We start from the raw sequence: 25734 nt of genomic DNA, 5'->3' as shown, positions 1-25734 counted from the left end.
TTTGCTGTCGATGGAGAGAATCATAAACGTGACGAGTGACAATTGTTAGCAAGGAAAACTGTCAATCTTTATCAAAGATATTGAGTAAGGGGGATTTTGCCGGGTAAGCGCAGCGCCACCCGGCGAGAAGACTATCGCAGTTGCTGCTGACGAAGGGTTGCCTTCACCAGACGCCAGGCGCTCCAGACACCAAAGCCGCGACGCGTCCAGCGAATCAGCTTGCTGGGGTGACGCACACCCCAGATTGCCATCACGCTGCTGCCGACCAGTACCCATGAACGCAGGTTCAGGAAGGTATTCCAGCTACGATCCAGAGGGCGTGTCGCATCCACCCAGTCGCGACGGCTGGCGGCCAGATCCAGTCGTTGCTGCTGGATCTGGCTTAACAGAAACGCTTTTCGCTGCCTGAGCTCGGTTTTGCTGCTCATGGCTTGTCGTCCTCCAGTAGCGTGCGGTCGGCTGCAAGCTCCTGACGGGTATGACGCAATAGCGTAGATTTGCGCGCTTTTTGCAGCGTCCAGATACCACCTATCACAGCACCCAACAGCAACACTACGGTGGTCGCAATCATGGCATTCAGACGATACTGCGGATCGACAACCCAGATAACCAGTACCAGCAGGCTCATCAGGCCAAATGCGGCAAAGAGGAGTGTAAGACCGAGCATCAGCAGGATCTGGAAGATATTAGCTTTCTCTTCTTCCAGTTCAACCACGGCCAGACGAATACGCGTTTCAGCAATACCGACGAGCGTGGTTAATATCCGCTGTCCGATGCCAATAATGTTCTTTGCCGGACCTTCAGTATGACGATTATCTTCCATAATCAACGACGCGTGAGCAGGACACCCAGAACCACACCAACAGCGGCACCAATGCCTACACCAGTCCATGGGTTATCGCGAACGTATTCGTCAGCGCGTGCAGCCGCTTCACGGGTCTGCTTAGCCAGGGCATCACCGGTTTCACCCAGACGGGTACGGCTCTCTTTCAATGCTTGCTCGGCTTTACTGCGCAGTTTGCTGACTTCTTCCTTTGATTTATCGGTAGAGGAGTTCAGCACTTCTTCAAGGGTATCCGCCAGGGATTTCAACTCAGCGCGCAGGTTTTCTGACGTAGTATCTTTTGACATGATTTTCTCCTGTGAGACTTCCGTTAACTCAATAATCGCGGGATTCCAGCGCGTTCAGTTCGTCTTGCGCTTCTTTCAGTTTCTTCTCGCGTTTGGCAATTTTATCCGCATCCCCTTTCTCTTTCGCTTCCTGAAGATCGCGACGGCGCTCGGCAACTTCTTCCTTTTGCGCCGCGATTTTCTTCTGGTGGCTGGCGTGAAGCTCTTTGTCGGAACAGTTAGCTTTCACTTCGCTAAGCGCTTTTTTCAAGCCATTGATTCGGTTCTGATTGTTATGCTTTTCGGCATAACTGATTTCTCGCTGAATATCTTTCTCCTTCTCCAGACACAGGGAGGTGGCGAAAGAGGCTGTGCTTAATGAAAAAAGGGCCAGAGCCAGGGTGATGCGGTATTTCATTATTGGAACCTTCCATTGTTTGCAGCACGTCCGTGGAGTGTGCCGGTGTCCAAAGTCATGCGAAGAACATAGATATGATGCTCCGCGTACTTAAGCATAGTAAGTAAACGGGGTAATCACCAAAGTGAGTGAAAAGATTCAGAATCCTGGAGATTATCCAAACCGGTGTGATGTGTCGCGCAGAAGTGACAACCAGGCTGCTGGCTGGCTGTCATCTTCCTGCTGAGCAATGATGTATCCATGCGGCAACGTTCTGTCGAGCACGGCTTTGGCTGCTGCGCTTTGCGCACTGGAGTCAAATTTAATCAGTAAAACATCATCTTGTGGCGTGATGCTCTTGAAGCGGATCCCGTTTGCATCCAGGTGATGCCAGATGGAAAAACCGTCTGGCACGCTGGCTCCTTGATTCACCGGTCGGATTGCCAGTGTGGATTCCTGGTGCTGGAGCGCCGTCCATACCAGCAGCATCGCGCTGATGAATACCAGCACAATCAATGCGTAAGACAAGCGGCGCAGGGATAACGGTGAAATGGCCATCGTTAGCCCTTGGCTCCGTATTTTTTCTTCCACAGGACAACCAGAGAACCGACCAGACCAAAGACCAGCAGCACTACCGGCAGCAGCATCAGGCATGACATTAACTGGTCTTCATATTTCATAAACACAGGCGTTTTGCCAAGTGCATAGCCTAACGTCGTCAGGATCAGCACCCACAGCAGGCCACTCATCCAGTTAAAGAACTGGAAGCGTGTGCTGCTCAGGCCAGAAAGCCCAGCAATGGTGGGCAATAAGGTGCGTACAAACGCGATGAAACGGCCAATCAGTAGCGCTGAAAGCCCATGTTTGTGGAACAGGTGGTGCGCCCGCTGGTGGTAATGCGCCGGGAGATGCGAAAGCCAGTTTTGCACGATGCGCGTATTACCCAGCCATCGTCCCTGGATATAGCTCACCCAGCAGCCGAGGCTTGCAGCAATAGTTAATAGCAGGATGGTCTGGGGGAATGCCATTGCACCTTTGGCACAAAGCACGCCGACCAGAACTAACAAACTGTCGCCAGGCAGGAAGGCGGCAGGAAGCAATCCATTCTCAAGAAACAGGATCATAAACAAAACGAAATAGAGCATCCCAATCATAGACGGATTGGCCAGCGTTTCGAAGTCCTGAGCCCATAAGGCATGTAGTAGTTGGGTCAAAAGTTCCATTCAGTATTCCTGGAAATCGGTTAACGTCACGCCTGTTATCCGGGAAAAACAGTACGGCGACATTTTTATGATTTCATTATGGTCGCTCGCGGACACATTGGTGGTGGCCAGAACTGTTCCCTGTTAAATGGCTGGTATGCAAGCACTAACTTACAAGAAAGCAAATTGAATCCAATTGTAACAAAGCCCAACGTTCTGCGTCACAGATTTTGCACAGGCGGATTGATTTTGGCTTAAGCAATGAAGGTGAGCGAGGGGATTTACAAAGGCTGACACTATATATGTTTTGCTTACCCACCTGCGCCGGAAGGCGCAGCGAAGCGCCTGCCAGCGGAAAGGGGAACTATTTTGCGAGATTGGCCGCCGTATCGAGGTGAACGACAGGATTATCAGCAAAAAGATAGCGATCGGCGTTAAATTCGAAGTCATCACTGGTTTCGTTAAACAGCATCTGCTTGGTATTTTCCAGGTGCTGCCACATGGCCAGTTTTGCCGCGTGTGGGTCTTTACGAATCAGCGCTTTAAGAATTTGGTCGTGATCGTCACACCAGTTATCCACGGTGCGCAAATCGATGTGATCGTGCAATTTCTTCCAGTACGGGTTATGAACGCGCTGAGTCCACATTTTTTCAACGATTGCTGCCAGGGCGGTATTTTGCGTTGCCAGCGCAACCTGAACATGGAACTGCAAATCCCATTCTGAATCGCGGAAGCATTTTTCCTTACGCGCATTCTCCTGGATTTCCATCAGCTTCATGATGTCCTGCTTGGTCACCTGCGTGGCGGCAAATTCGGCAATATTGCTCTCGATCAGCTGACGCGCCTGTAGCAACTCAAACGGCCCGTAACTGGCGAACTCCAGACTCTCGTCCGGCACCGGGGAGTGTTTTGCCTGGTTGGAAATCACATGAATACCGGAGCCTTTGCGTACTTCAACATAGCCTTCGACTTCCAGCATAATGATGGCTTCACGCACCACCGTGCGGCTCACGCTTTTCTCATCAGCAATAAAGCGTTCAGCAGGCAGTTTATCACCGACAAGATAGACACCTTGCTCGATGCGATCTTTCAGCTCGGCAGCAAGTTGCTGATATAAACGACGTGATTCGGTGATTTCCATATGCGCTCCAGGCAGGGTACGACGGATTATTTGTTATACCACTTTTGCGAGCCAGTCTCCAGATTTCGCCATGAAAAAAGCCGCCCTAAGGCGGCTTTCTTGTTGTACTCGCCGGGTTGACCCGGCCTGCGGTTTTATTGGGTTTTGTAGGCCGGGTAAGGCGAAGCCGTCACCCGGCATAACATCATCAACGCTAACTCTGCGTTGCGGGTCCCCCAACGGACTCTTTCTGCAACTCTTCTGCCGATTTGCTTTTCAGCACTGTCCAGATAACTATCGCACCCAGCAGGTCGAAGACAGCCAGTACGGCGAACAGTGGGCTAAAGCCGATGGTATCTGCCAGAGCACCAACCACCAGAGCAAACATGGTACTCGCGGTCCAGGCAGCCATACCGGTCAGGCCGTTTGCCGTTGCCACTTCGTTACGACCAAAGACGTCTGATGAGAGCGTAATCAGTGCGCCAGACAGGGACTGGTGAGCAAAGCCACCAATACAGAGCAGGCCAATTGCTACGTATGGGCTGGTGAACAGACCAATCATACCTGGGCCAATCATCAGCAGTGCACCCATGGTAACAACCATTTTACGAGAGACAATCAGGTTCACACCAAACCAGCGCTGGAACAGCGGTGGCAGGTAACCCCCCACGATACAACCCAGGTCAGCGAACAGCATTGGCATCCAGGCGAACATCGCGATCTCTTTCAGGTTAAAGCCATACACTTTAAACATGAACAGTGGGATCCAGGCGTTAAACGTACCCCAGGCTGGTTCTGCCAGGAAGCGTGGCAGTGCGATACCCCAGAACTGACGGGTGCCCAGAATTTGCCAGACGGTCATTTTTTTGCCGTTGTTGGTCTGGTGCTGAGATTCCTGACCGCCAATGATGTAATCACGTTCTTCAGTAGACAGTTTTTTCTGGTCGCGTGGGTGTTTATAGAAAATCAGCCACGCCATTGCCCATGCAAAGCTCAGGACACCAGAGATGATGAACGCCATCTGCCAGCTGTGCATCACGATAGCCCAGACCACCAGTGGCGGAGCAATCATCGCACCAATGGAAGACCCCACGTTAAAGTAACCGACCGCAATAGAACGTTCTTTCGCCGGGAACCACTCGGAGCTGGCTTTCAGGCCTGCCGGGATCATGGCGGCTTCAGCTGCACCTACCGCACCGCGCGCCAGTGCCAGACCGCCCCAACTGCCTGCCAGTGCTGTTGCACCGCAGAAAATTGCCCATGCGACTGCGAAGAACGCATAACCGATTTTAGTACCGAGAATATCAAGAACATAACCTGCTATAGGCTGCATTACGGTGTAAGCCGCGGAGTAAGCAGCAATGATGTAAGAGTATTGCTGTGTGGAGATATGCAATTCTTCCATCAACGTAGGAGCCGCTGCTGCCACGGTGTTACGTGTCAGGTAGCCCAGCACGGTGCCCAACGTCACCAGTGCAATCATGTACCAACGTAACCCTTTAATTTTACGCATGTAAAACCTCATCGTTATGTTATTTCCGTGCCGGGGCACGGCAACCTCTCAACCGTTTCCGGGAGCTGTTGTGTAACGGGAGGGGCGTAACCGGGATAATTTCCCGGAACGGCCCGAACCTTGCCATAAGTAATCGTGCATAAGTCGGTATCCGTACCGTTAAATCCGATGTTTTTCGCACCAGTAATGCATTCCGTCGGCTAATTGTTTGCGACGGCGAAAAGATAACTTGTCATACAACTTTAAAAGGTGAGTGACATCACAAAAGTGTGATTCTTTGTAGGGACATTATGTTCTGCACGCAAAGCCAGTTCTGGCGCGGGCTGCGAAAGGGTTTACTCCGTTGAGGGTAATTTATTTGTTGACGTTTATTGATCTAACTCACGAAAAAAACTTCGGCCTCTGGAAATTGGTGTGATAACTTTGCAGCATCTGAACATAAGCTTTTTGACGCACTCGTTAAGAGGAAGACGATAAATGACTCCGTTTATGACTGAAGATTTTCTGCTAGACACTGAATTTGCTCGCCGGCTGTACCACGACTACGCAAAAGACCAGCCAATTTTCGACTATCACTGCCATTTACCTCCGCAGCAGGTTGCCGAAAATTATCGCTTCAAAAACCTGTATGACATCTGGCTGAAAGGTGACCATTACAAATGGCGCGCAATGCGCACCAACGGTGTGGCTGAGCGCCTGTGTACCGGCGATGCAACTGACCGCGAGAAGTTTGACGCATGGGCAGCGACCGTGCCGCACACCATCGGCAACCCGTTATACCACTGGACGCACCTGGAGCTGCGTCGTCCGTTTGGTATTACCGGCAAACTGCTCTCTCCAACCACGGCCGATGAAATCTGGAACCAGTGCAACGAATTGCTGGCACAGGATAAGTTTTCCGCGCGCGGTATCATGAAGCAGATGAACGTGAAGATGGTGGGTACTACCGACGATCCAATCGACTCGCTGGAGCATCACGCGGTTGTGGCGAAAGACACCTCTTTCGATATCAAAGTGCTGCCAAGCTGGCGTCCGGATAAAGCGTTCAACATTGAGCTGGCAACCTTTAATGACTATATGGCGAAGCTGGCGGAAGTGTCTGATACCGACATTCGTCGTTTCACTGACCTGCAAACCGCCCTGACCAAACGTCTGGATCACTTTGCTGCACACGGCTGTAAGGTGTCTGACCACGCGCTTGATGTGGTGCTGTTCGCGGAGTCAAACGAAGCCGAGCTGGATAGCATCCTGGCGCGTCGTCTGTCCGGTGAGCAGTTAAGCGAGCATGAAGTTGCCCAGTTCAAAACTGCGGTACTGGTGTTCCTTGGTGCAGAATATGCCCGTCGCGGTTGGGTACAGCAGTATCACATTGGTGCGCTGCGTAATAACAACCAGCGTCAGTTCAAACTGCTGGGCGCGGATGTGGGCTTTGACTCTATTAACGACCGTCCGTTGGCGGAAGAGCTGTCAAAACTGCTGAGCAAACAGAACGAACAGAATCTGCTGCCTAAAACCATCCTGTACTGCCTGAACCCTCGCGATAACGAAGTGCTGGGCACCATGATCGGTAACTTCCAGGGCGAAGGGATGCCAGGCAAGATGCAGTTCGGTTCCGGCTGGTGGTTTAACGACCAGAAAGACGGCATGGAGCGTCAGATGACGCAGCTGGCACAACTGGGCCTGTTAAGCCGCTTTGTCGGGATGCTGACCGACAGCCGCAGCTTCCTGTCCTATACCCGTCACGAATATTTCCGCCGCATTCTGTGCCAGATGATTGGCCGTTGGGTGGCTGCGGGCGAAGCGCCAGCGGATATTCAGCTGCTGGGCGAAATGGTAAAAAACATCTGCTTTAACAATGCGCGTGACTACTTCGCCATTGAACTGAACTAAGGCCGTTTGAGGTTGATATGCAATACATCAAAATCCATTCGCTGGATAACGTTGTCGTAGCACTGGCGGATCTGACCGAAGGTACCGACGTGACTGTCGAAAATGAGACAGTCACGTTGCGACAGGCGATTTCACGTGGGCATAAATTTGCCATACGCCCCATCACCGAAGGGGAAAACGTCGTGAAGTACGGTTTGCCTATTGGTCATGCGCTGGCGGATATTGCGCCGGGTGAACATATTCATTCCCACAATACCCGCACCAATCTGAGCGATCTGGACGAGTATAGCTATCAACCTGAATCCCCGGCGGACATCGGGCAGGCGGCAGATCGCGACGTACAGATTTACCGCCGTGCCAACGGTGACGTGGGGATCCGCAACGAACTGTGGATCCTCCCGACGGTGGGCTGTGTTAACGGGATCGCGCGTCAAATCCAGACGCGTTTCCTGAAAGAAACCAACGATGCCGAAGGCACCGACGGTGTGCACCTGTTTAGCCATACCTACGGTTGTTCACAGTTAGGGGATGACCATATTAATACCCGCACCATGCTGCAAAACATGGTGCGCCACCCGAATGCGGGCGCGGTTCTGGTGATTGGCCTGGGTTGTGAAAACAACCAGGTGGATGCCTTCCGCGAAACGCTGGGTGAGTTTGATCCTGAGCGCGTGCACTTTATGGTGTGCCAGCACCAGGACGATGAAGTGGAAGCTGGACTTGAGCAGCTGCATCAGCTGTATGAAGTGATGCGCCATGACAAACGTGAGCCAGGCAAACTGAGCGAGCTGAAATTCGGGCTTGAGTGCGGCGGATCTGATGGCCTGTCCGGCATCACTGCGAACCCAATGCTGGGCCGCTTCTCGGATTACATGATCGTTAACGGCGGTACCACCGTGCTGACCGAAGTGCCAGAAATGTTTGGTGCTGAACGCATTCTGATGAGCCATTGCCGCGACGAAGAGACGTTTGAGAAAACCGTCACCATGGTGAACGACTTCAAACAGTACTTCATCGCGCACAACCAGCCAATTTACGAGAATCCATCGCCGGGCAACAAAGCGGGTGGGATCACGACACTTGAAGAAAAATCGCTCGGCTGTACCCAGAAAGCAGGGGCAAGTCAGGTGGTCGACGTGCTGCGCTATGGCGAACGCCTGAAAACCCACGGTCTGAACCTGCTTAGCGCACCGGGTAACGATGCGGTGGCAACCAGCGCGCTGGCCGGATCAGGCTGCCACATGGTGCTGTTCAGTACTGGCCGTGGTACACCGTACGGCGGTTTTGTGCCAACGGTGAAAATTGCCACCAACAGCGAGCTGGCGGCGAAGAAAAAACACTGGATCGACTTTGATGCCGGCCAGCTGATACACGGCAAAGCGATGCCGCAGCTGCTGAATGAATTCGTTGATACCATCGTGGATTTCGCTAACGGCAAGCAGACCTGTAACGAGAAAAACGACTTCCGCGAGCTGGCGATCTTCAAAAGCGGCGTCACGCTGTAAGTCATCATGCTTTAAATCCGAAACGGCGTTTCATATAATGAAGCGCCGTTTCTTTTTGTCTGAACACAGGACTCCTTCATGAGCGCGTATTGGCTGGCCCAGGGCGTTGGCGTCATCGCCTTTCTGATTGGTATCACCACCTTTATCAATCGTGACGAGCGGAAATTCAAAATCCAGCTTTCGGTTTACAGCGCCGTTATTGGCGTGCACTTCTTCCTGATGGGCGCATTTCCGGCAGGCTCAAGCGCCATGCTCAACACCGTGCGTACGCTCATTACTCTGCGTACCCGCAGCCTGTGGGTGATGGCGGTGTTTATTGTGCTGACGGGGGGAATTGGGCTGGCGAAGTTTCATCATCCGATCGAGCTGCTACCGGTAATTGGTACCATTGTCAGTACCTGGGCGCTGTTTCGCAGTAAGGGCCTGACGATGCGCTGCGTTATCTGGTGTTCAACCTGCTGCTGGGTGATCCACAATTTCTGGCTTGGGTCGATTGGCGGGACGTTAATCGAAGGCAGTTTTCTTATCATGAACGGGCTGAACATCATTCGTTTCTGGCGAATGCAGCAGCGCGGTATCGATCCGTTTAAAGTGGAAAACCAGGTGCAGGAAGATAGCCCCTCCGTCCGCTGACGGAAGGGCTGACAGATTAGCTACGCAGGGCGTTTTTCGCTAAGCGCGCGTCTTCCGCCTGACAGGCAGCTGCGGTGAACAGGACATCGGTTGATGAGTTCAGCGCAGTCTCGCAGGAGTCCTGCAACACGCCGATAATGAAGCCTACGGCGACGACCTGCATTGCAATTTCATTCGGGATACCGAACATATTACAGGCCAGTGGGATCAGCAGCAGTGAACCGCCAGCCACACCTGATGCGCCACATGCGCAAAGTGATGCCACCACGCTCAACAGCAGCGCCGTTGGCAGATCCACCGGAATACCCAGTGTATGCACCGCTGCCAGCGTCAGCACGGTAATCGTAATCGCTGCACCCGCCATATTGACTGTCGCTCCTAACGGAATGGAAACCGAGTAGGTATCGCGATCCAGGTTCAGCTTCTCCGCCAGCGCCATGTTAACCGGAATGTTCGCCGCTGAACTGCGAGTGAAGAAGGCATATACGCCACTCTCGCGCAGACACATTAGCACCAGTGGATATGGGTTACGACGGATCTGCCAGAACACCAGCAGCGGGTTAATCACCAGTGCCACCAGCAGCATACAGCCTACCAGGACGACCAGCAGCTGAGCATAGCCCCACAGAGTTTCGAAGCCTGTGGTGGCAAGCGTAGAGGAGACCAGGCCGAAAATCCCGATTGGCGCAAACCGAATCACCAGTTTCACCATAAAGGTCACGGCATTGGACATATCGTTGACCAGATTTTTCGTGGTGTCGTTACCGTGACGCAGCGCGAAGCCCAGACCAATCGCCCAGACCAGGATGCCAATGTAGTTTCCGCCCATCAGCGCCGTGACAGGGTTAGAAACCATGCTCATCAGCAGACCGCGCATCACTTCCACAATCCCGGATGGCGGTGTGATATCACCGGCGGCGCTGGTCAGATGCAGCGTGGACGGGAACAGGAAGCTAAACACAACGGCAGTTAATGCAGCAGAGAAGGTTCCCAAAAGATACAGGAACAGAATAGGGCGAATGTTGGTTTTTTGTCCGTGCTGGTGATTCGCGATGGAGGCCATGACCAGCATCAGAACCAGTACTGGGGCAACGGCTTTGAGTGCGCCCACGAAGAGGGTGCCGAGCAGCCCGGTGGCTTCAGCGGCGGGTTTGGATACCATTGCCAGCAGGATCCCCAAAACCAGACCAACCAAAATTTGTTTGACGAGGCTGCCTTGCATCAGACGCTGAAACAGGCCAGATGATTGTGTAGTCATCATTGTTCCTTAAGTGAAATTGCGTTCCATCCCGGATGTGCTCTAAGTCACATTTATGTCCGGATGTAAGTAAATGTTTGCCTGGTCGAGTATAGGGAAAGTGGCCGGGGAGGGAAGCGTAAAATGCTGGATTTTACGTGTTGCGTCATGTTTTTTAACTATTGATTAACTGAAGTGCCCGGTAAGCGCAGCGCCACCGGGCAAAATGCACTACACCTGCTGCTTCTTATCGTGCTGGCGATTAACCCAGGTATTGATAATCAGCGTCACGATCAGAATGCCAAACACCACTCCGAGCGAAATGGCGATCGGGATATGGAAGAAATCGACAATCAGCATCTTGATACCGATAAACACCAGGATCACCGACAGGCCGTATTTCAGCATAGAGAAGCGCTCTGCAGCACCCGCCAGCAGGAAGTACATCGCACGCAGGCCAAGGATCGCGAACAGGTTAGAGGTCAGCACAATGAACGGGTCAGTGGTCACCGCGAAGATAGCCGGAATACTGTCTACCGCGAAAATAACGTCGCTCAGCTCAACCAGAATCAGTACCAGCAGCAACGGTGTGGCAAACATCAGGCCGTTTTTTCGCACGAAGAAGTGTTCGCTCTCGATCTTGTCCGTCATGCGCAGATGTCCACGGATCCACTTCACCAGCGGGCGATCGCCAATGGCGGAGCCGTCTTCTTTCGCCAGCGCCATTTTGATCCCGGTGAACAGCAGGAAGGCGCCGAAGACATACAGCAGCCATTCGAACTGGGTTATCAGCCAGCTGCCGGCAAAGATCATGATAGTACGCAGAACGATCGCCCCCAGCACGCCGTATACCAGTACGCGGCGTTGCAGTGCGGCAGGTACGGCGAAGTAACTGAACAGCATCAACCAGACGAAGACGTTATCCACGGCCAGCGCTTTTTCAATCAAATAACCAGTGAGGAACGCCAGCGCCTGAGGATCGGCAACCGCGCGGCCTTCGGTTGAGGCCAGATACCACCAAAAGGCGGCACAAAAGAGAAGAGAGAGGGTAACCCATACCAGCGACCAAACGGCAGCCTGTTTCATGGTCATGCCATGTGCGCCGCGACGCCCCTGCAAAAAGAGGTCTATCGCCAGCATGATAAGCACGACGATCGCGAATCCGCCCCACAACATTGGAGTGCCGACAGAATGCATACTATTTTCCTTACACATAAAAAACAAAAACGGCCATGGTCAGAAGACGATAGCCGTTAGCTTTTTATGCATAGACCTCGCCTTCCGGCAAGGTCTCACTTACAACTGAAAAGCCATGCTTTTCAGTTGCCCGGCGACCGGATGCGATTTTGCACGCATCGTAATGACGATCCACCGGCGAAGAAGTTACTCCCCTTTGCGGGTAACAAAATATGTCAGACCATCGGTTTCGTCAATGGTGTGCATGATTTCATTACACAGCTTTACGCGATCGCTTTTGCGCTCACGTCGTCTGCCGGGAACACCACGCCAGTCTGACGGCGGATCTCCGTTTGCAGCTTCGCCGTGGTGCGGCTTACCGAAAGCCCAGGGTGATTCACTTCATTATTTTCTACCAGGCGTGCAAAGACCTCTGCCTCATAGAGCATAGTGTTAATATGCTGTGGTTGCGTCAGCTCTTGCGCTTTCCCGCCGCGCGGCACGAAGCTCACTTTCTGACATTCAGAGATCTTCTCAATCACCAGCGATCCGGCTTCACCCTGAATTTCGCTCGGCAGCACCGAATCACTCACTTTAGAGTGTTGCAGCGTGACGCTGAAATCACCGTAGTCCAGCACCACGACACCGTGTGCATCTACGCCGCTTTCCAGCAGGCTGGCCGTGGCGGTTACGCTGTGCGGCTCACCCCACAGCGCCACTGCCGAGGCTAGACAGTAAAAGCCAATATCCATAATCGACCCGTTCGAGAAGGCCGGATTAAAGGTATTCGGGTTTTCGCCGTCCAGGTAGCGCTGGTAGCGCGACGAGTACTGGCAGTAGTTGATGAAAGCCTTACGCACGTTGCCAAGCTTCGGCAGGGACTGCTGCAACAGCAGGAAGTTCGGCAGGCTGGCGGTTTTGAACGCTTCGAACAGCACCACCTGATTTTCACGCGCCAGGGCGATAGCGGTTTCTACTTCCTGAATATTGGAGGCCAGCGGCTTCTCGCAAATTACATGTTTTTTATGGCTGAGGAACAGCTTCGTTTGCGGGAAGTGCAGGGAGTTAGGGCTGGCGATATAGACCGCATCAATGGCATCACTTTGCGCCATCTCATCAAGCGAAGTGAACAGGTGTTCGACCAGATAATCATTCGCGAAGATCTGCGCCTGCTCAAGGCTGCGGGAATAGACTGCGGTGAGCTTATATTTGCCGGTTTCGTGGGCGGCGTCGACGAACTGGCGTGTGATCCAGTTCGTACCAATGACTGCGAAACGTATCATAAACGTTTACGTACTCCGTAGCTGGGAACCTTTAGCCACTGTAGCACGGGATTATTGCAAAACCAGTGCGCTATTGCGCATTACCATTTAACGATAAATGCGTAAGCCACAGGCGGGTATCAAACTCGAGCTGGTGGTACTGCGGCTCCATGTGGCAGCACAGGGAATAGAACGCCTTGTCGTGCTCTTTCTCCTTCAGGTGCGCCAGTTCATGCACTACGATCATCCGCAGAAATGCTTCTGGCGCGTTACGGAACACGGTCGCCACACGGATCTCGGCTTTCGCCTTTAGCTTGCCACCCTGTACGCGGGAGATGGCAGTATGCAGACCGAGCGCGTTTTTCAGCACGTGGATCTTGTTGTCGTACATCACCTTATTGATCGGCGGCGCGCTCTTCAGGTACCGGCTTTTAAGATCCTGCGTATACTGCCAGAGCGCTTTATCGGTCGCGAAATCATGGGTGCCCGGGTAGCGTTTTTCCAGCACCGTGCCCAGCTTTTGCTCGGCAATCAGGCTGCGAACCTGAGAAAGTAAATGCTCCGGGTAGCCCTGGAGATAAGTAAGTTGGTTCATCAACGCCCCAAATCGATAATAAAACGGTATACTCACGCACCCTTTTTAGGGATACGCCGAAATTTTACCATTCAGGAGGGCCGATGAGCCACTTAGACAACGGTTTCCGTTCACTCAACCTTAAACGTTTCCCGGAAACGGACGACGTCAACCCGCTTATGGCGTGGGAAGCGGCGGATGAATATCTGCTGCAACAGTTGGATGATACTGAAATCAGCGGCCCGGTTCTGATCCTGAATGATGCGTTTGGCGCGCTGAGCTGTGCTCTGGCGGAACACACTCCTTACAGCATCGGTGATTCCTACTTAAGTGAGCTGGCGACGCGTGAAAACCTGCGCCACAACGACCTCGAAGAATCCAGCGTGAAGTTTCTCGACAGCACCGCGAATTACCCGCAGGCGCCGGGTGTGGTGCTGATCAAAGTGCCAAAAACCATGGCGTTGCTGGAACAACAGCTGCGCGCGTTGCGTACAGTTGTCACCCCAGAAACCCGTATTATCGCGGGGGCTAAAGCGCGTGATATTCACACCTCGACGCTGGAATTGTTCGAGAAAGTGCTCGGCCCAACCACCACCACGCTGGCGTGGAAAAAAGCGCGCCTGATTAACTGTACCTTCAGTGCGCCGGAACTGGCTGACGCACCAGAAACGCTGAGCTGGAAACTGGAAGGAACCGACTGGACCATCCACAACCACGCGAACGTTTTCTCCCGCACCGGTCTGGATATCGGCGCACGTTTCTTTATTGAAAATCTGCCGGAAAACCTGGAAGGTGAGATTGTTGACCTGGGCTGTGGTAACGGGGTGATTGGCCTGACGCTGCTGGCGAAGAACCCGGAAGCCAGCGTGGTGTTTAGCGATGAATCGCCAATGGCGGTGGCTTCCAGTCGTCTGAACGTGGAAACCAACATGCCAGAGGCGCTGGATCGCTGCGAGTTTATGATCAACAACGCACTGTCGGGCGTGGAGCCTTTCCGTTTCAACGCGGTACTGTGTAACCCACCGTTCCACCAGAAACACGCCCTGACGGATAACGTCGCCTGGGAGATGTTCCACCACGCGCGTCGTTGCCTGAAAATTAACGGCGAGCTGTATATTGTGGCTAACCGTCACCTGGACTACTTCCACAAGCTGAAGAAGATTTTCGGTAACTGCACCACGATTGCCACCAACAACAAGTTCGTGGTGCTGAAAGCGGTTAAGCTGGGTCGTCGTCGTTAAGATTGGGTATGTGCGGCCTGATGCCCTCACCCCAACCCTCTCCCACAGGGAGAGGGAGCAAACACTAAAAACGGCAACGGGGTTGCCGTTTTGCTTTTACCCTGGCCACCGGGCAAAAATCAAATCTCTAATGCCAGCTTCGTCCCCTGTGCAATCGCACGCCGTGCATCCAGCTCCATCGCCACATCACACCCGCCAATCAGGTGCACCGTTTTACCTGCTTCACGCAGCGGATCGGCCAGATCGCGTTTCGGCTCCTGTCCAGCACATAAAATGATGTTGTCCACGCGCAGCAGTTGCGGCTCACCGCCGATCAGCACGTGCAGCCCCTCGTCGTCGATCTTCTGGTAACTGACCGCAGGGATCATCTTCACGCCGCGCGACAACAGCGTGGCACGGTGGATCCAGCCCGTCGTTTTGCCCAGTCCTTCGCCCGGCTTACTGGCTTTACGCTGCAACATCACAATCTGGCGCGGGCTTTTTGGCAGCTGTGGGCCTTCAGGCCGTAAACCGCCAGCCTGACTCAGGCTGGTGTCGATACCCCATTCCACACAAAACTCAGCAATATTCTGGCTGGTAGCTTCACCCGGCTGGCTTAAATACATCGCCGTATCAAAGCCGATCCCACCGCAGCCGATAATGGCAACGTTCTCCCCAACCGGGGTTTTATCGCGCAATACGTCGAGGTAGCTCAGCACTTTAGGGTGATCAATACCCTCGATAGCCGGCGTGCGCGGGGCTATCCCGCTTGCCAGGATGATCTCGTCGAAATCAGTCAGAGCCGCTGCATTTACAAACTGATTTAACCGCAGATCCACGCCCGTCAGTTCGAGCATCCGGCGGTAGTAACGCAGAGTTTCGTAGAACTCCTCTTTGCCGGGGATCTGTTTGGCGATATTAAACTGCCCGCCTATCTCACTTGCTGCATCAAATAGCGTTACGCTGTGCCCGCGTGAAGCGGCATTGACGGCAAAGGCCAGCCCCGCAGGGCCCGCGCCAACCACCGCCAGACGCTTTGTATTGCTCGCCGGGATCACCGGCATTTTGGTTTCGTGGCAGGCGCGCGGGTTGACCAGGCAAGAGGTCACTTTGCCGACGAAGATCTGATCCAGGCAGGCCTGGTTGCAGCCGATGCAGGTGTTGATCTCATCTGCGCGGCCACTTTGCGCTTTGGACAGCAGTTCGGCGTCGGCCAGGAACGGACGTGCCATCGATACCATATCGGCATCACCCCGGTTCAGAAGGTCGTCCGCCACCTGAGGATCGTTAATACGGTTGGTGGTCACCAGTGGGATCGACACTTTGCCTTTCAGCTTGCGCGTCACCCAACTGAATGCCGCGCGGGGCACCGGCGTGGCGATGGTGGGAATACGCGCCTCGTGCCAGCCGATCCCGGTGTTGATGATGGTTGCGCCTGCCGCTTCAATGGCCTGGGCCAGCTGTATGGTTTCTTCGAAGGTGCCGCCACCTTCCACCAGGTCGAGCATCGACAGGCGGAAGACGATGATAAAATCAGCGCCTGCACGTTCGCGCACGGCGCGTACCACTTCGATGGCAAAACGCATCCGGCGTGCGTAATCGCCACCCCATTCGTCGTCCCGCTGGTTAGTGCGGGCCGCCAGGAATTCGTTAATCAGATACCCTTCAGAGCCCATCACTTCTACGCCGTCGTAGTCCGCTTCCCGCGCCAGTGCGGCACAGCGGGCGAAGTCGTCAATCAGCGTCAGGATCTCGTCGTGGCTAAGGGCGTGCGGTTTGAAACGGTTGATGGGGGCCTGAATGGCCGATGGCGCCACCAGTTTCGGCTGGTAGCTGTAACGGCCCGTATGCAGAATTTGCAGGGCGATTTTCCCACCCTCTTTGTGCACCGCATCGGTCACAATGCGGTGATGCGGCAGCTGGCTGGCATCGTTCAGCACGGCTCCGCCTTCCATACCCACACCTGATGGGGCGGGTGCTACGCCACCGGTGACAATCAACGCCACACCATGACGCGCACGTTCGGCATAGAACGCAGCCAGACGCTCAGCGCCGTCGGGATGTTCTTCCAGACCGGTATGCATCGAGCCCATCAACACGCGGTTTTTGAGCGTTGTGAACCCCAGATCGAGGGGGGCGAATAACGACGGGTAGCGGCTCATACTCTCTTCCAGTGTAAAATTATTGTTATGTGGTCGGATGAGTTACTAATTTAGCCAGCGGAGAGTAAAAGGGAAAAGGGGAATGCAGTGATTGTGATGGGAATCAAATAATGCCCCTCACCCTAACCCTCTCCCCGGACTGTACACCCCAAAGGGGAGAGGGTTAGGGTGAGGGGGATGTCCGCACCAGCCCCGGAGCCTGCCACATGGACGTGGTCAGCCCGCTGTCCACCAAACCAAGCTGGTCGGCGTAGACCGCCTGCCATTTTTGCATCATCCCGTCGTACAGCTCGCGGTGTTCCGGGTTTGGCGTAAATTCCCGGCTCCATTTCACCAGTCGTTCTCCGGTGGATGCCATATCCGCAAACAGGCCCGCGCCCGTTCCGGCGGCTATTGCGCAACCCAGCGCGGTGGCCTCTTTGACCTCAGGCACACGCACCGGCAACCCGGTAACATCGCTTAAGATCTGGCTCCACAACGCACCTTTTGCACCACCGCCTGCAAAGACCAGGCTTTCAAATTTCACGCCGGAAAACTGCGAAATCTGCGCCAGGTTGCAGGCCGAGACAATCGCGGCGTTCTCTTCCAGGGCACGGAACAGCGTGGCTTTGTTGCACTTTTCCGGATCGATGGAGAGGTTAATAAACGACGGTGCAGCGTGGTACCACTGCTTAAAATGCATCGCATCGGAGAAAATAGGCATCACGCCGTGCGAACCCGCCGGAACGCGAGCCGCCATCTCTTCCAGCAGAGAGTAAGTATCTATGCCCATTCGCCCGGCAATCAGTTTTTCCTCTGCGCAGAAGGCATCACGGAACCAGCGCATGGTTAATCCGGTGAAGAAACTGATGGATTCCGCCTGCGCCATGCCGGGGATTACGTGGGGGTTAACCCGGATATTCATATCGGGATCGGTACGTACCTGCGGCAAATTCACCACTTGCTGCCAGAAGGTACCGCCCAACACCGCCGTTTGCCCGGCGCGGACCACACCCAAACCCAGACACCCCAGTTGCACATCGCCACCGCCCACCACCACCGGGGTGCCTTCGCGCAGGCCACTTTGCTGAGCTGCTGCCCCGGTAACTGCGCCCAGCAGCGTGCCTGTTTCTTTCACCGGGGAGAGGATATCGGCACGCAGCCCGGCCATATCCAGCAGCGTCGGACGCCAGTTGCGGCTGAAGAGATCGAGCATCCCGGTGGTGCCCGCATTGGAGGGATCTACCGCCAGTTCGCCGGATAGCTTCGCCGCCAGCCAGTCGCTGATCATGGTAATAGTGGCGGCCTTACGGTAAATATCCGGACGATGGTGGGCCAGCCACAGCAGGCGTGGCATGGCGCTGAGCGCCAGCGTCTGCCCGGAAACATCGTACACTTCGGATTCAAAGCGGTAGTCGTGGATCTCTTTGAGTTCGGCCACCTCGCGGCTGGCGCGGGCGTCGACGTTGGCGCAGGCCCAGATAGCCTCGCCGTTGCGGTCATACAACACAATGCCTTCACGCATTGAGCAGCAGGCGACCGACTGGATATCGGCGGCGCTCAGGTGCGCGCGCTCCAGCGCCTGATGGATACACTGGCAGGCCAGCCGCCAGTTGGTGTCGAGGTCAAACTCCATCGATCCCGGCACGTTCTCCACGCTCAGGTGTTTCCACTCGGCCTGGCCGACGGCAATCTGGTTGCCCTGCAAATCGAAAATAACGGCGCGAACGCTGCCTGTCCCTGCATCTAACGCTAAAAGGTAACTCATGAGTTTGCCTCGTTGTTAGCGCGGGAAAGGCAGGCTCTCAGTTCGCCAGAGCCAGCACCGCGCGGGCTGTCGTCTCTTCCGTCACCAGGCCATTGATACGGCGACCTTTGAGTGCGGCATAAATCGCATCGGCTTTCTCTTCACCTCCGGCCACGCCAACGATGGTGGGTAACTGCGCCAGCTCATCGAGCGTTACGCCCAGTAATTCATGGTGGATCTCAAGTTCGTCTACGCATTCCCCTTCGGCATTGAGGAAATAACCCAGGATATCGCCCACGGCACCCTTGCGGGCATACATCAACTGTTCGCCTTCACTGATATAGCCGGAACGTAAAATAGTGGCATCGCGGCGCTGGTTCACCGCGCCAATTCCCACCACGGCAACATCGGCTGCGGTAGCGGCGAGGATCACATCCCGTACGCTGGTTTCGCGTTTTAAAATTCCGGCCACTTCGGCGGACGAAACGCGAAGCGGCGCCGGGATCATACTGACGCTACAGGCCGCATCCAGCTGACCGATGCCGGTCATATATGGACCCACGCCGCCCGAAAGCGTGACCAGGCGGATCTGCTGCGAGCTAATAAAACCGCTTAAGTGTTGCAGGCAGCTCATGGTGGTTTCACCAAACCCAACCGCCAGCAGCTGCCCAGGCTCCAGTACACCCATTAACGACTGCGCCGCGCCAATGCCTAACCGCACGTTCATCGGAGGGGTATTCAGGGCAGGTAACACCCGCACCAGCTTCAGGCCAAAGCGCCGTTGTAGCTCGGTTTCCAGTGCCAGACATCCTTCATAGCGGGAATTTATCTGGACGCGGATGACTCCCGACTGACGCCCTTTTTCCAGCAGGCGCGATATCTTCAGACGGGGCAGGCCAAGTCGCTCGCCAATATCGTTCTGGGTCAGGCCGTCGTGGTAATAGCACCAGGCGACGCGTGCCACCAGTTCTTCTTCCGCCAGTGCAAGCCCTGCAAACCGGCCTTCTTCAGCAATGCGTTTATCGCCCATATTTGAACTCTTATAAAAATTTAGATCATATGTTCGTGATGGCGCGGGCGGAAAGTGTGAGCCACGCGGCAAAACGGATCTTTTAGATTGTTTCTGGTTTATCTGGATCTTAATCGATAAAACTGTGATCCCTGCACGGTTGTAAATATAGTTCACCGTCTACGCTTTTGAACATTATTAATTCTAAAAATCATTTGTTCAATAGCGGAGCGATGATGACCCCACTTATCGAAGCACGTGATATCTGCAAACAGTTTTCTGGCGTGCCGGTGCTAAAAGATATTGATTTCACGCTACTTGCGGGCCAGGTTCATGCGCTGATGGGGGGAAACGGCGCGGGAAAATCGACGCTGATGAAAATCATCGCCGGGGTAGAGACACCGGACAGCGGTGAACTTTCAATCGCCGGGCAGTCATTTGCGCGCCTGAAGCCCGGGCAGGCGCACAAGCTCGGGATCTATCTTGTCCCCCAGGAGCCGATGCTGTTTCCGAATCTGACGGTACGGGAAAACATCCTTTTCCGTCTGCCCCGCGAAAACGATCTGGATAAAAAGCTTACGGATAAACTCCGGCAGCTGCAGTGCCAGGTCAACCTGGATGCCATCGCCAGCACGCTGGAAGTGGCGGATCAACAGATGGTGGAGATCCTGCGCGGGTTAATGCGCAATGCGACGATCCTGATCCTTGATGAGCCAACGGCTTCGTTAACCCCAGGGGAAACCGACCGGCTGTTTCGCCAGATCCGTGCGTTGCAGGATCTGGGGGTTGGCATAGTGTTTATCTCGCATAAATTGCCAGAGCTCCGCCAGCTGGCGAGCCATGTTTCAGTGATGCGCGACGGCGCCATTGTGCTCAGCGGTGAAACGGCGCACTACGACGATAACGCTCTTATTGGTGCGATGACGCCGGTTAGCCGCGATAAAGAATTAAGTGACACCCAAAAGCTGTGGCTGGCGCTGCCGGGGAACCGGCGCACCCAGGCGCAGGATTTTCCGGTTCTGCGGGTTGAAACGCTGACCGGGGAAGGGTTTATCGACCTCAGTCTTGAGATTTACGCTGGCGAAATTGTCGGCCTGGCCGGGCTGGTGGGCTCCGGGCGCACCGAGTTCGCCGAAACCCTCTATGGCCTGCGCCCGGTACGCGCGGGGCGCGTCTGGCTGGAAAACCAGGATATCAGCAGCGATTCAGTATTTTCGCGGCTGGATAAGGGGCTGGTGTATCTGCCGGAAGACCGACAGGTGTCCGGGTTGTTCCTGGATGCACCCGTTCGCTGGAACACGGTCGCCCTGAATGAGCCGTCAATCTGGCAGCAGCGCAAGCGCGAAGCGGCGGTGGTGGAGCGTTATCACCGGGCGCTGGGGATCAAACTCAACGATGCGGAGCAGACCGTGCGGACGCTCTCCGGTGGCAATCAGCAAAAGGTTTTGCTGGCGCGCTGTCTGGAGGCCAACCCGTTGCTGCTGATTGTGGATGAACCCACGCGCGGCGTGGATGTGTCGGCGCGGGCAGACATCTATCAGCTGATAAAAAGCGTGGCGGCGCAAAACGTCGCGGTGCTGATGATCTCAAGCGATCTCGACGAATTCCCCGGGCTTGCTGACCGGGTGCTGGTGATGCATCAAGGGATGCTCAGCGGGGAGTTGCCACGTCACGCCGTCAGCCTCGACAAAATGATGTCGCTGGCCTTCGGAGGACAATCATGAAGATGTTACTGCGAAACCGCGAGCTTAGCGCGCTGCTGGCTATCCTGGCGCTGTTTGCCGTGCTGGTGGCCCTTAACCCGGCCTATTTCAGTTTTCAGACCCTGGGAATGATCTTCGCCAGCTCGCAAATTCTGATCCTGCTGGCGCTGGGCGCGGCGATGGTGATGCTGACCCGCAATATTGATGTCTCTGTGGGATCTACAGTGGGCTTGTGCGCCATTGCCGTGGGGGTCGCGCTCAACAGCGGTTACAGCCTGCCGGTAGCGATGTTGTTTGCGCTGATCATTGGCGCACTGGCAGGGGCATTTAACGGTTTTCTGGTTGTCGGGCTACGCATCCCGGCGATTGTCGCCACGCTCGGTACGCTGGGGTTATATCGCGGCGGAATGCTGCTGTGGACCGGCGGTAAGTGGATAGAAGGGTTGCCGTCGAGCCTGAAATCACTCTCCGAGCCTGTGGTTATCGGGATCTCACCGATAGGGTTTGGCGTGCTGATTCTGGCAGGCGTTGGGGCATGGATTTTCTCGCGCACCCTGTTTGGCCGGGATTTTTACGCCGTGGGCGATAACCTTGCTGCTGCGCGCCAGCTTGGCGTGGCGGTGAACCGCACCAGGATGATTGCCTTCACGCTGAACGGCGTACTGGCGGCCTGCGCGGGGATCGTCTTTGCCTCGCAGATTGGCTTTGTACCGAACCAGACTGGCAGCGGGCTGGAGATGAAAGCCATCGCGGCCTGCGTGCTTGGCGGGATTTCGCTGTTGGGCGGCACCGGCACGCTCCTTGGCGCATTCCTCGGTGCCTTCTTCCTGACCCAAATCGACACCGTGCTGGTGCTGTTTAAACTGCCCGCCTGGTGGAATGACTTTATCGCCGGGCTGGTGCTGCTGGGGGTGCTTGTGCTCGACGGGCGTCTGCGTCAGGCCCTGGCACGTCATCAGCGGGCGCTGAAATACAGCCGCTTCCAGCCGGGTAACCGGGGGGGAAAGCACGTCACTCCGTTCCCAAAACGCAAAAAAGAGGTGGCGTAGATGAAGCTTAACTGGGAAAGCACGCTGCTGATCCTGCTGGTGCTCGAAATCCTGCTTTTCGGTGCCATCAACCCACGGATGCTGGATATCAATATGCTGCTGTTCAGCACCAGCGATTTTATCTGCATCGGCATTGTGGCCCTGCCGCTGACGCTGGTGATTATCAGCGGCGGGATCGATATTTCGCTCGGCTCGATCATTGGTCTGTGCGCCATTGCGCTGGGGGTGATGATGCAGGCCGGCTGGCCAATGCCGGTGGTTATTCCGCTGACTCTGCTGCTGGGTCTGCTGTGTGGCCTGGTTAACGCCGCATTAATCCACTACACCGGCATCAGCCCGCTGGTGATCACCCTTGGCACACTGTACCTCTACGGCGGCGGGGCGCTGCTGCTTTCCGGTATGGCGGGGGCAACGGGTTATGAAGGGATTGGCGGTTTCCCGGACAGCTTTACCGCCTTCGCCAATCTTACGTTGTTAGGGTTACCGGTTCCGCTGGTGCTGTTCGCGCTGATTACGGTCTTTTTCTGGCTGATTACCCACCGGGGGCGCTTTGGCCGCCACCTGTTTCTGATTGGGCAGAACCCACGTGCTGCGCGTTATGCGGCGCTGTCAGTCAACGGGATGCCATACGTGCTTTATGGCCTGGTGGGTGTGGCCTCGGCAATCGCCGCCCTGGTGATGGTTTCTTACTTTGGCTCGGCGCGCTCGGATCTGGGGCGTGATTTGTTGATGCCTGCTCTCACCGCCGCGGTACTCGGCGGAGCCAACATCTACGGGGGATCAGGTTCGGTTTTGGGTACAGCACTGGCAGCGCTGCTGGTGGGGTATCTGCAACAAGGTTTACAGATGGTCGGCATCCCCAACCAGGTGTCGAGCGCGCTGTCAGGGGCGCTGTTGGTTGTGGTGGTGATGGGACGTTCGCTGAGTCTGCACCGTGAATGGGTGCGATCTCTCTTCACAAAACTACCCGGAGCGTAAGATGAAAACAAAACTGATAGTCCTGGCGATAGCGCTTAGCGTGGCGTCTGCGCAGGCGGCAGACCGCATTGCTTTTATTCCTAAGCTGGTGGGCGTTGGCTTCTTTACCAGCGGCGGTAACGGTGCAAAAGAGGCGGGCAAAGACCTCGGTGCAGACGTCACCTATGACGGCCCAACCGAGCCAAGCGTCTCCGGCCAGGTGCAGCTTATCAATAACTTCGTCAACCAGGGCTATAACGCCATTATCGTCTCCGCCGTATCGCCAGACGGGCTTTGCCCGGCGCTCAAACGCGCAATGCAGCGTGGCGTTAAGGTCCTGACCTGGGACTCCGACACCAAACCAGAGTGCCGCAGTATTTACATCAACCAGGGAACCCCGGAACAGCTCGGCGGCCTGCTGGTAGATATGGCTGGCAAGCAGGTGACCAAACCGAATGCCAAAGTGGCGTTCTTCTACTCAAGCCCGACCGTCACCGACCAGAACCAGTGGGTGAAAGAGGCCAAAGCTAAAATCGAGAAAGAGCACCCTCAGTGGCAAATTGTGACCACGCAGTTTGGCTATAACGATGCCACTAAATCCCTACAAACCGCTGAAGGGATCTTGAAAGCCTACCCGGATCTGGATGCGATCATCGCCCCGGACGCCAACGCGTTACCTGCGGCGGCACAGGCGGCGGAAAACCTCAAGCGTGAAGGGGTGGCGATTGTCGGGTTCAGCACCCCGAACGTGATGCGTCCGTATGTGGAGCGCGGCACGGTGAAAACCTTCGGTCTGTGGGATGTGGTTCAGCAGGGCAAAATTGCGGTCAATGTCGCCGATCATTTGCTGAAAAAGGGCGATCTTAACGTTGGTGATAGCGTGGATGTAAAAGACATCGGGGCGCTGAAGGTCGAGCCGAACAGCGTGCAGGGCTATCAGTATGAGGCGAAAGGCAACGGCATCGTGCTGCTGCCAGAGCGCGTGATATTCACCAAAGAGAACATCAACAAATACGATTTCTGATGGGGGAGCACATGGCTGATTTAGACGACATCAAAGACGGCAAGGATTTTGGCATCGGCACACCGCAGCAGAACGTGCCATTCACCCTGAAGGGTTGCGGCTCGCTGGACTGGGGAATGCAGTCGAGGCTGGCGCGGATCTTTAACCCAAAAAGCAACCGCACGGTGATGCTGGCCTTTGACCACGGCTATTTTCAGGGGCCGACCACCGGCCTTGAGCGTATCGATCTCTCTATTGCGCCGTTGTTTGGCGAAACTGACGTGCTGATGTGTACCCGCGGCATTCTGCGCAGTCAGGTGCCTGCTGCCACTAACAAGCCGGTTGTTCTGCGCGCTTCTGGCGGTAACTCGATTTTGGGTGAGTTGTCCAACGAGTGTGTGGCAGTGGCGATGGAAGATGCCCTGCGCCTGAACGTCTGCGCGGTGGCGGCGCAGGTATACATCGGCAGTGAGTTTGAGCATCAGTCGATCAACAACATCATCAGGCTGGTGGACGCGGGCGCGCGCTACGGCGTGCCGACGCTGGCGGTGACGGGAGTCGGCAAAGAGATGGCGCGCGACGCGCGTTATTTCTCGCTCGCCAGCCGTATCGCCGCCGAAATGGGGGCGCAGTTCGTCAAAACCTATTATGTGGATGAAGGTTTTGAAAAAGTGACCGCCAGCTGCCCGGTGCCGATCGTCATCGCCGGGGGCAAAAAGCTGCCGGAGCATGAGGCGCTGGAGATGTGCTGGCGGGCAATCGACCAGGGCGCATCTGGCGTGGATATGGGGCGCAATATATTCCAGTCCAGCGCGCCGCTGGCAATGCTGAAAGCGGTGAAGAAAGTGGTTCACGAGAACATGAACGCGCGAGAAGCGTTCCAGTTCTGGCAGGAAGAGAAACAGGGAGAAGCAAAATGAACGTGACGTTAGTGGAGATCAACATCAAGCCTGAACGGGTGGACGAATTTCTGGAGGTGTTTCGCGCCAACCACGAAGGGGCGATTCAGGAGCCGGGGAACCTGCGTTTTGATGTATTGCAGGACCCACGCGTGAAAACCCGGTTCTTTATCTACGAGGCCTATAAGGACGAAGAGGCGGTGCTGGCCCATAAGAAAACGCCGCACTACCTGGCGTGCGTGGATAAGCTCGAGGCGTTGATGTCAGAGCCGCGGAAGAAACGCAGTTTTGTGGGGTTGTTACCGGCGTAATGCTTTTTGTAGACCGGGTAAGCGCAAGCGATTCAGGAATAAAATAACAACGCCCCCTCCTAGGAGAGGGCGTTGC

At 55.2% G+C, this 25734-nt stretch carries 25 protein-coding genes; 10 read left to right on the top strand and 15 right to left on the bottom strand.

Features of this window, described 5'->3' with window-relative positions:
• Nucleotides 1-131: 131 nt before the first annotated feature.
• The 8 genes from ACT9TW_RS01980 to ACT9TW_RS01945 form a co-directional block, all read right to left on the bottom strand.
• A complete protein-coding gene (locus tag ACT9TW_RS01980; protein ID WP_166718003.1) occupies nucleotides 132-428 on the bottom strand; it encodes a YqjK-like family protein in 297 nt (98 codons plus the stop codon).
• On the bottom strand, nucleotides 425-823 hold the full coding sequence (locus tag ACT9TW_RS01975) for a phage holin family protein (RefSeq protein WP_182062560.1): 399 nt from the start codon (nucleotides 821-823) through the stop codon (nucleotides 425-427). Before ACT9TW_RS01975 ends, ACT9TW_RS01980 begins: the two co-directional genes overlap by 4 nt.
• Before the next feature lie 2 nt (nucleotides 824-825).
• A complete protein-coding gene (locus ACT9TW_RS01970; protein ID WP_014071847.1) occupies nucleotides 826-1131 on the bottom strand; it encodes a DUF883 family protein in 306 nt (101 codons plus the stop codon).
• Between the two features lie 28 nt (nucleotides 1132-1159).
• Nucleotides 1160-1528, bottom strand: coding sequence for a DUF1090 domain-containing protein (locus ACT9TW_RS01965; RefSeq protein WP_446491555.1), 369 nt, complete (start codon nucleotides 1526-1528; stop codon nucleotides 1160-1162).
• A gap of 153 nt (nucleotides 1529-1681) precedes the next feature.
• The gene (gene mzrA / locus ACT9TW_RS01960) at nucleotides 1682-2065 is read right to left on the bottom strand and encodes an EnvZ/OmpR regulon moderator MzrA (RefSeq protein WP_446491554.1); all 384 of its coding nucleotides are present in this window, start codon (nucleotides 2063-2065) and stop codon (nucleotides 1682-1684) included.
• 2 nt (nucleotides 2066-2067) lie between these two features.
• The gene (gene yqjA / locus ACT9TW_RS01955) at nucleotides 2068-2730 is read right to left on the bottom strand and encodes a DedA family general envelope maintenance protein YqjA (protein WP_182062557.1); all 663 of its coding nucleotides are present in this window, start codon (nucleotides 2728-2730) and stop codon (nucleotides 2068-2070) included.
• 343 nt (nucleotides 2731-3073) lie between these two features.
• Complete coding sequence (gene exuR / locus ACT9TW_RS01950) at nucleotides 3074-3850, bottom strand: transcriptional regulator ExuR (RefSeq protein ID WP_182062556.1); 777 nt, start codon at nucleotides 3848-3850, stop codon at nucleotides 3074-3076.
• 193 nt (nucleotides 3851-4043) lie between these two features.
• A complete protein-coding gene (locus ACT9TW_RS01945) occupies nucleotides 4044-5342 on the bottom strand; it encodes an MFS transporter (RefSeq protein ID WP_446491553.1) in 1299 nt (432 codons plus the stop codon).
• 477 nt (nucleotides 5343-5819) lie between these two features.
• Between ACT9TW_RS01945 and uxaC the strand changes: the two genes are divergently transcribed.
• From uxaC to ACT9TW_RS01930, 3 genes are all read left to right on the top strand, one after another.
• A complete protein-coding gene (gene uxaC / locus ACT9TW_RS01940; protein ID WP_182062554.1) occupies nucleotides 5820-7232 on the top strand; it encodes a glucuronate isomerase in 1413 nt (470 codons plus the stop codon).
• A gap of 17 nt (nucleotides 7233-7249) precedes the next feature.
• Entirely contained in the window at nucleotides 7250-8737 is a 1488-nt protein-coding gene (locus tag ACT9TW_RS01935) for a UxaA family hydrolase (protein WP_446491552.1), read from the top strand.
• Between the two features lie 78 nt (nucleotides 8738-8815).
• Nucleotides 8816-9370: a YgjV family protein gene (locus tag ACT9TW_RS01930; protein ID WP_446491551.1), complete on the top strand. Its 555-nt coding sequence runs from the start codon at nucleotides 8816-8818 to the stop codon at nucleotides 9368-9370.
• A gap of 16 nt (nucleotides 9371-9386) precedes the next feature.
• On the opposite strand, the gene sstT is transcribed toward ACT9TW_RS01930, so the two are convergent.
• From sstT to ACT9TW_RS01910, 4 genes are all read right to left on the bottom strand, one after another.
• Nucleotides 9387-10631, bottom strand: a complete 1245-nt coding sequence (sstT, locus tag ACT9TW_RS01925) for a serine/threonine transporter SstT (RefSeq protein ID WP_446491550.1) — start codon at nucleotides 10629-10631, stop codon at nucleotides 9387-9389.
• Between the two features lie 207 nt (nucleotides 10632-10838).
• A complete protein-coding gene (locus ACT9TW_RS01920; protein ID WP_446491549.1) occupies nucleotides 10839-11804 on the bottom strand; it encodes a TerC family protein in 966 nt (321 codons plus the stop codon).
• Between the two features lie 263 nt (nucleotides 11805-12067).
• Nucleotides 12068-13066, bottom strand: coding sequence for a Gfo/Idh/MocA family protein (locus ACT9TW_RS01915; RefSeq protein WP_446491548.1), 999 nt, complete (start codon nucleotides 13064-13066; stop codon nucleotides 12068-12070).
• 70 nt (nucleotides 13067-13136) lie between these two features.
• Nucleotides 13137-13640 (bottom strand): YgjP-like metallopeptidase domain-containing protein, encoded by a 504-nt coding sequence (locus ACT9TW_RS01910; protein WP_182062548.1) that lies wholly within the window; start codon nucleotides 13638-13640, stop codon nucleotides 13137-13139.
• An 83-nt stretch (nucleotides 13641-13723) separates the two neighbouring features.
• Here ACT9TW_RS01910 and rlmG point away from each other — a divergent pair, with 83 nt between their 5' ends.
• Nucleotides 13724-14860: a 23S rRNA (guanine(1835)-N(2))-methyltransferase RlmG gene (gene rlmG / locus ACT9TW_RS01905; RefSeq protein ID WP_446491547.1), complete on the top strand. Its 1137-nt coding sequence runs from the start codon at nucleotides 13724-13726 to the stop codon at nucleotides 14858-14860.
• Nucleotides 14861-14979: 119 nt separating this feature from the next.
• Here rlmG and ACT9TW_RS01900 read toward each other — a convergent pair whose 3' ends face one another.
• The 3 genes from ACT9TW_RS01900 to lsrR form a co-directional block, all read right to left on the bottom strand.
• Nucleotides 14980-17001 (bottom strand): oxidoreductase, encoded by a 2022-nt coding sequence (locus ACT9TW_RS01900; RefSeq protein ID WP_446491546.1) that lies wholly within the window; start codon nucleotides 16999-17001, stop codon nucleotides 14980-14982.
• Between the two features lie 163 nt (nucleotides 17002-17164).
• A complete protein-coding gene (gene lsrK, locus ACT9TW_RS01895) occupies nucleotides 17165-18748 on the bottom strand; it encodes an autoinducer-2 kinase (RefSeq protein ID WP_446491545.1) in 1584 nt (527 codons plus the stop codon).
• A 37-nt stretch (nucleotides 18749-18785) separates the two neighbouring features.
• Nucleotides 18786-19757 carry a transcriptional regulator LsrR gene (gene lsrR / locus ACT9TW_RS01890; protein WP_446491544.1) on the bottom strand — a complete coding sequence of 324 codons (972 nt, stop codon included), beginning with the start codon at nucleotides 19755-19757 and terminating at the stop codon, nucleotides 18786-18788.
• A gap of 215 nt (nucleotides 19758-19972) precedes the next feature.
• Here lsrR and lsrA point away from each other — a divergent pair, with 215 nt between their 5' ends.
• From lsrA to lsrG, 6 genes are read left to right on the top strand one after another with little or no spacing between them, the layout of a single operon-like run.
• Nucleotides 19973-21460 carry an autoinducer 2 ABC transporter ATP-binding protein LsrA gene (gene lsrA, locus ACT9TW_RS01885; protein ID WP_446492667.1) on the top strand — a complete coding sequence of 496 codons (1488 nt, stop codon included), beginning with the start codon at nucleotides 19973-19975 and terminating at the stop codon, nucleotides 21458-21460.
• Nucleotides 21457-22488, top strand: a complete 1032-nt coding sequence (lsrC, locus tag ACT9TW_RS01880) for an autoinducer 2 ABC transporter permease LsrC (RefSeq protein ID WP_315686890.1) — start codon at nucleotides 21457-21459, stop codon at nucleotides 22486-22488. Before lsrA ends, lsrC begins: the two co-directional genes overlap by 4 nt.
• Nucleotides 22489-23466 carry an autoinducer 2 ABC transporter permease LsrD gene (gene lsrD / locus ACT9TW_RS01875; protein ID WP_446491543.1) on the top strand — a complete coding sequence of 326 codons (978 nt, stop codon included), beginning with the start codon at nucleotides 22489-22491 and terminating at the stop codon, nucleotides 23464-23466.
• Nucleotide 23467: 1 nt separating this feature from the next.
• Entirely contained in the window at nucleotides 23468-24469 is a 1002-nt protein-coding gene (gene lsrB, locus ACT9TW_RS01870) for an autoinducer 2 ABC transporter substrate-binding protein LsrB (protein ID WP_446491542.1), read from the top strand.
• A gap of 11 nt (nucleotides 24470-24480) precedes the next feature.
• A complete protein-coding gene (gene lsrF / locus ACT9TW_RS01865) occupies nucleotides 24481-25368 on the top strand; it encodes a 3-hydroxy-5-phosphonooxypentane-2,4-dione thiolase (protein ID WP_182062540.1) in 888 nt (295 codons plus the stop codon).
• A complete protein-coding gene (gene lsrG / locus ACT9TW_RS01860; protein ID WP_166717989.1) occupies nucleotides 25365-25658 on the top strand; it encodes a (4S)-4-hydroxy-5-phosphonooxypentane-2,3-dione isomerase in 294 nt (97 codons plus the stop codon). Before lsrF ends, lsrG begins: the two co-directional genes overlap by 4 nt.
• Nucleotides 25659-25734: the final 76 nt, after the last annotated feature.

The organism is Enterobacter sp. C4G1, from assembly GCF_052886895.1.
The sequence above is the reverse complement of the archived record's forward strand: the minus strand, read 5'-3'. Positions and strand labels throughout refer to the sequence as shown.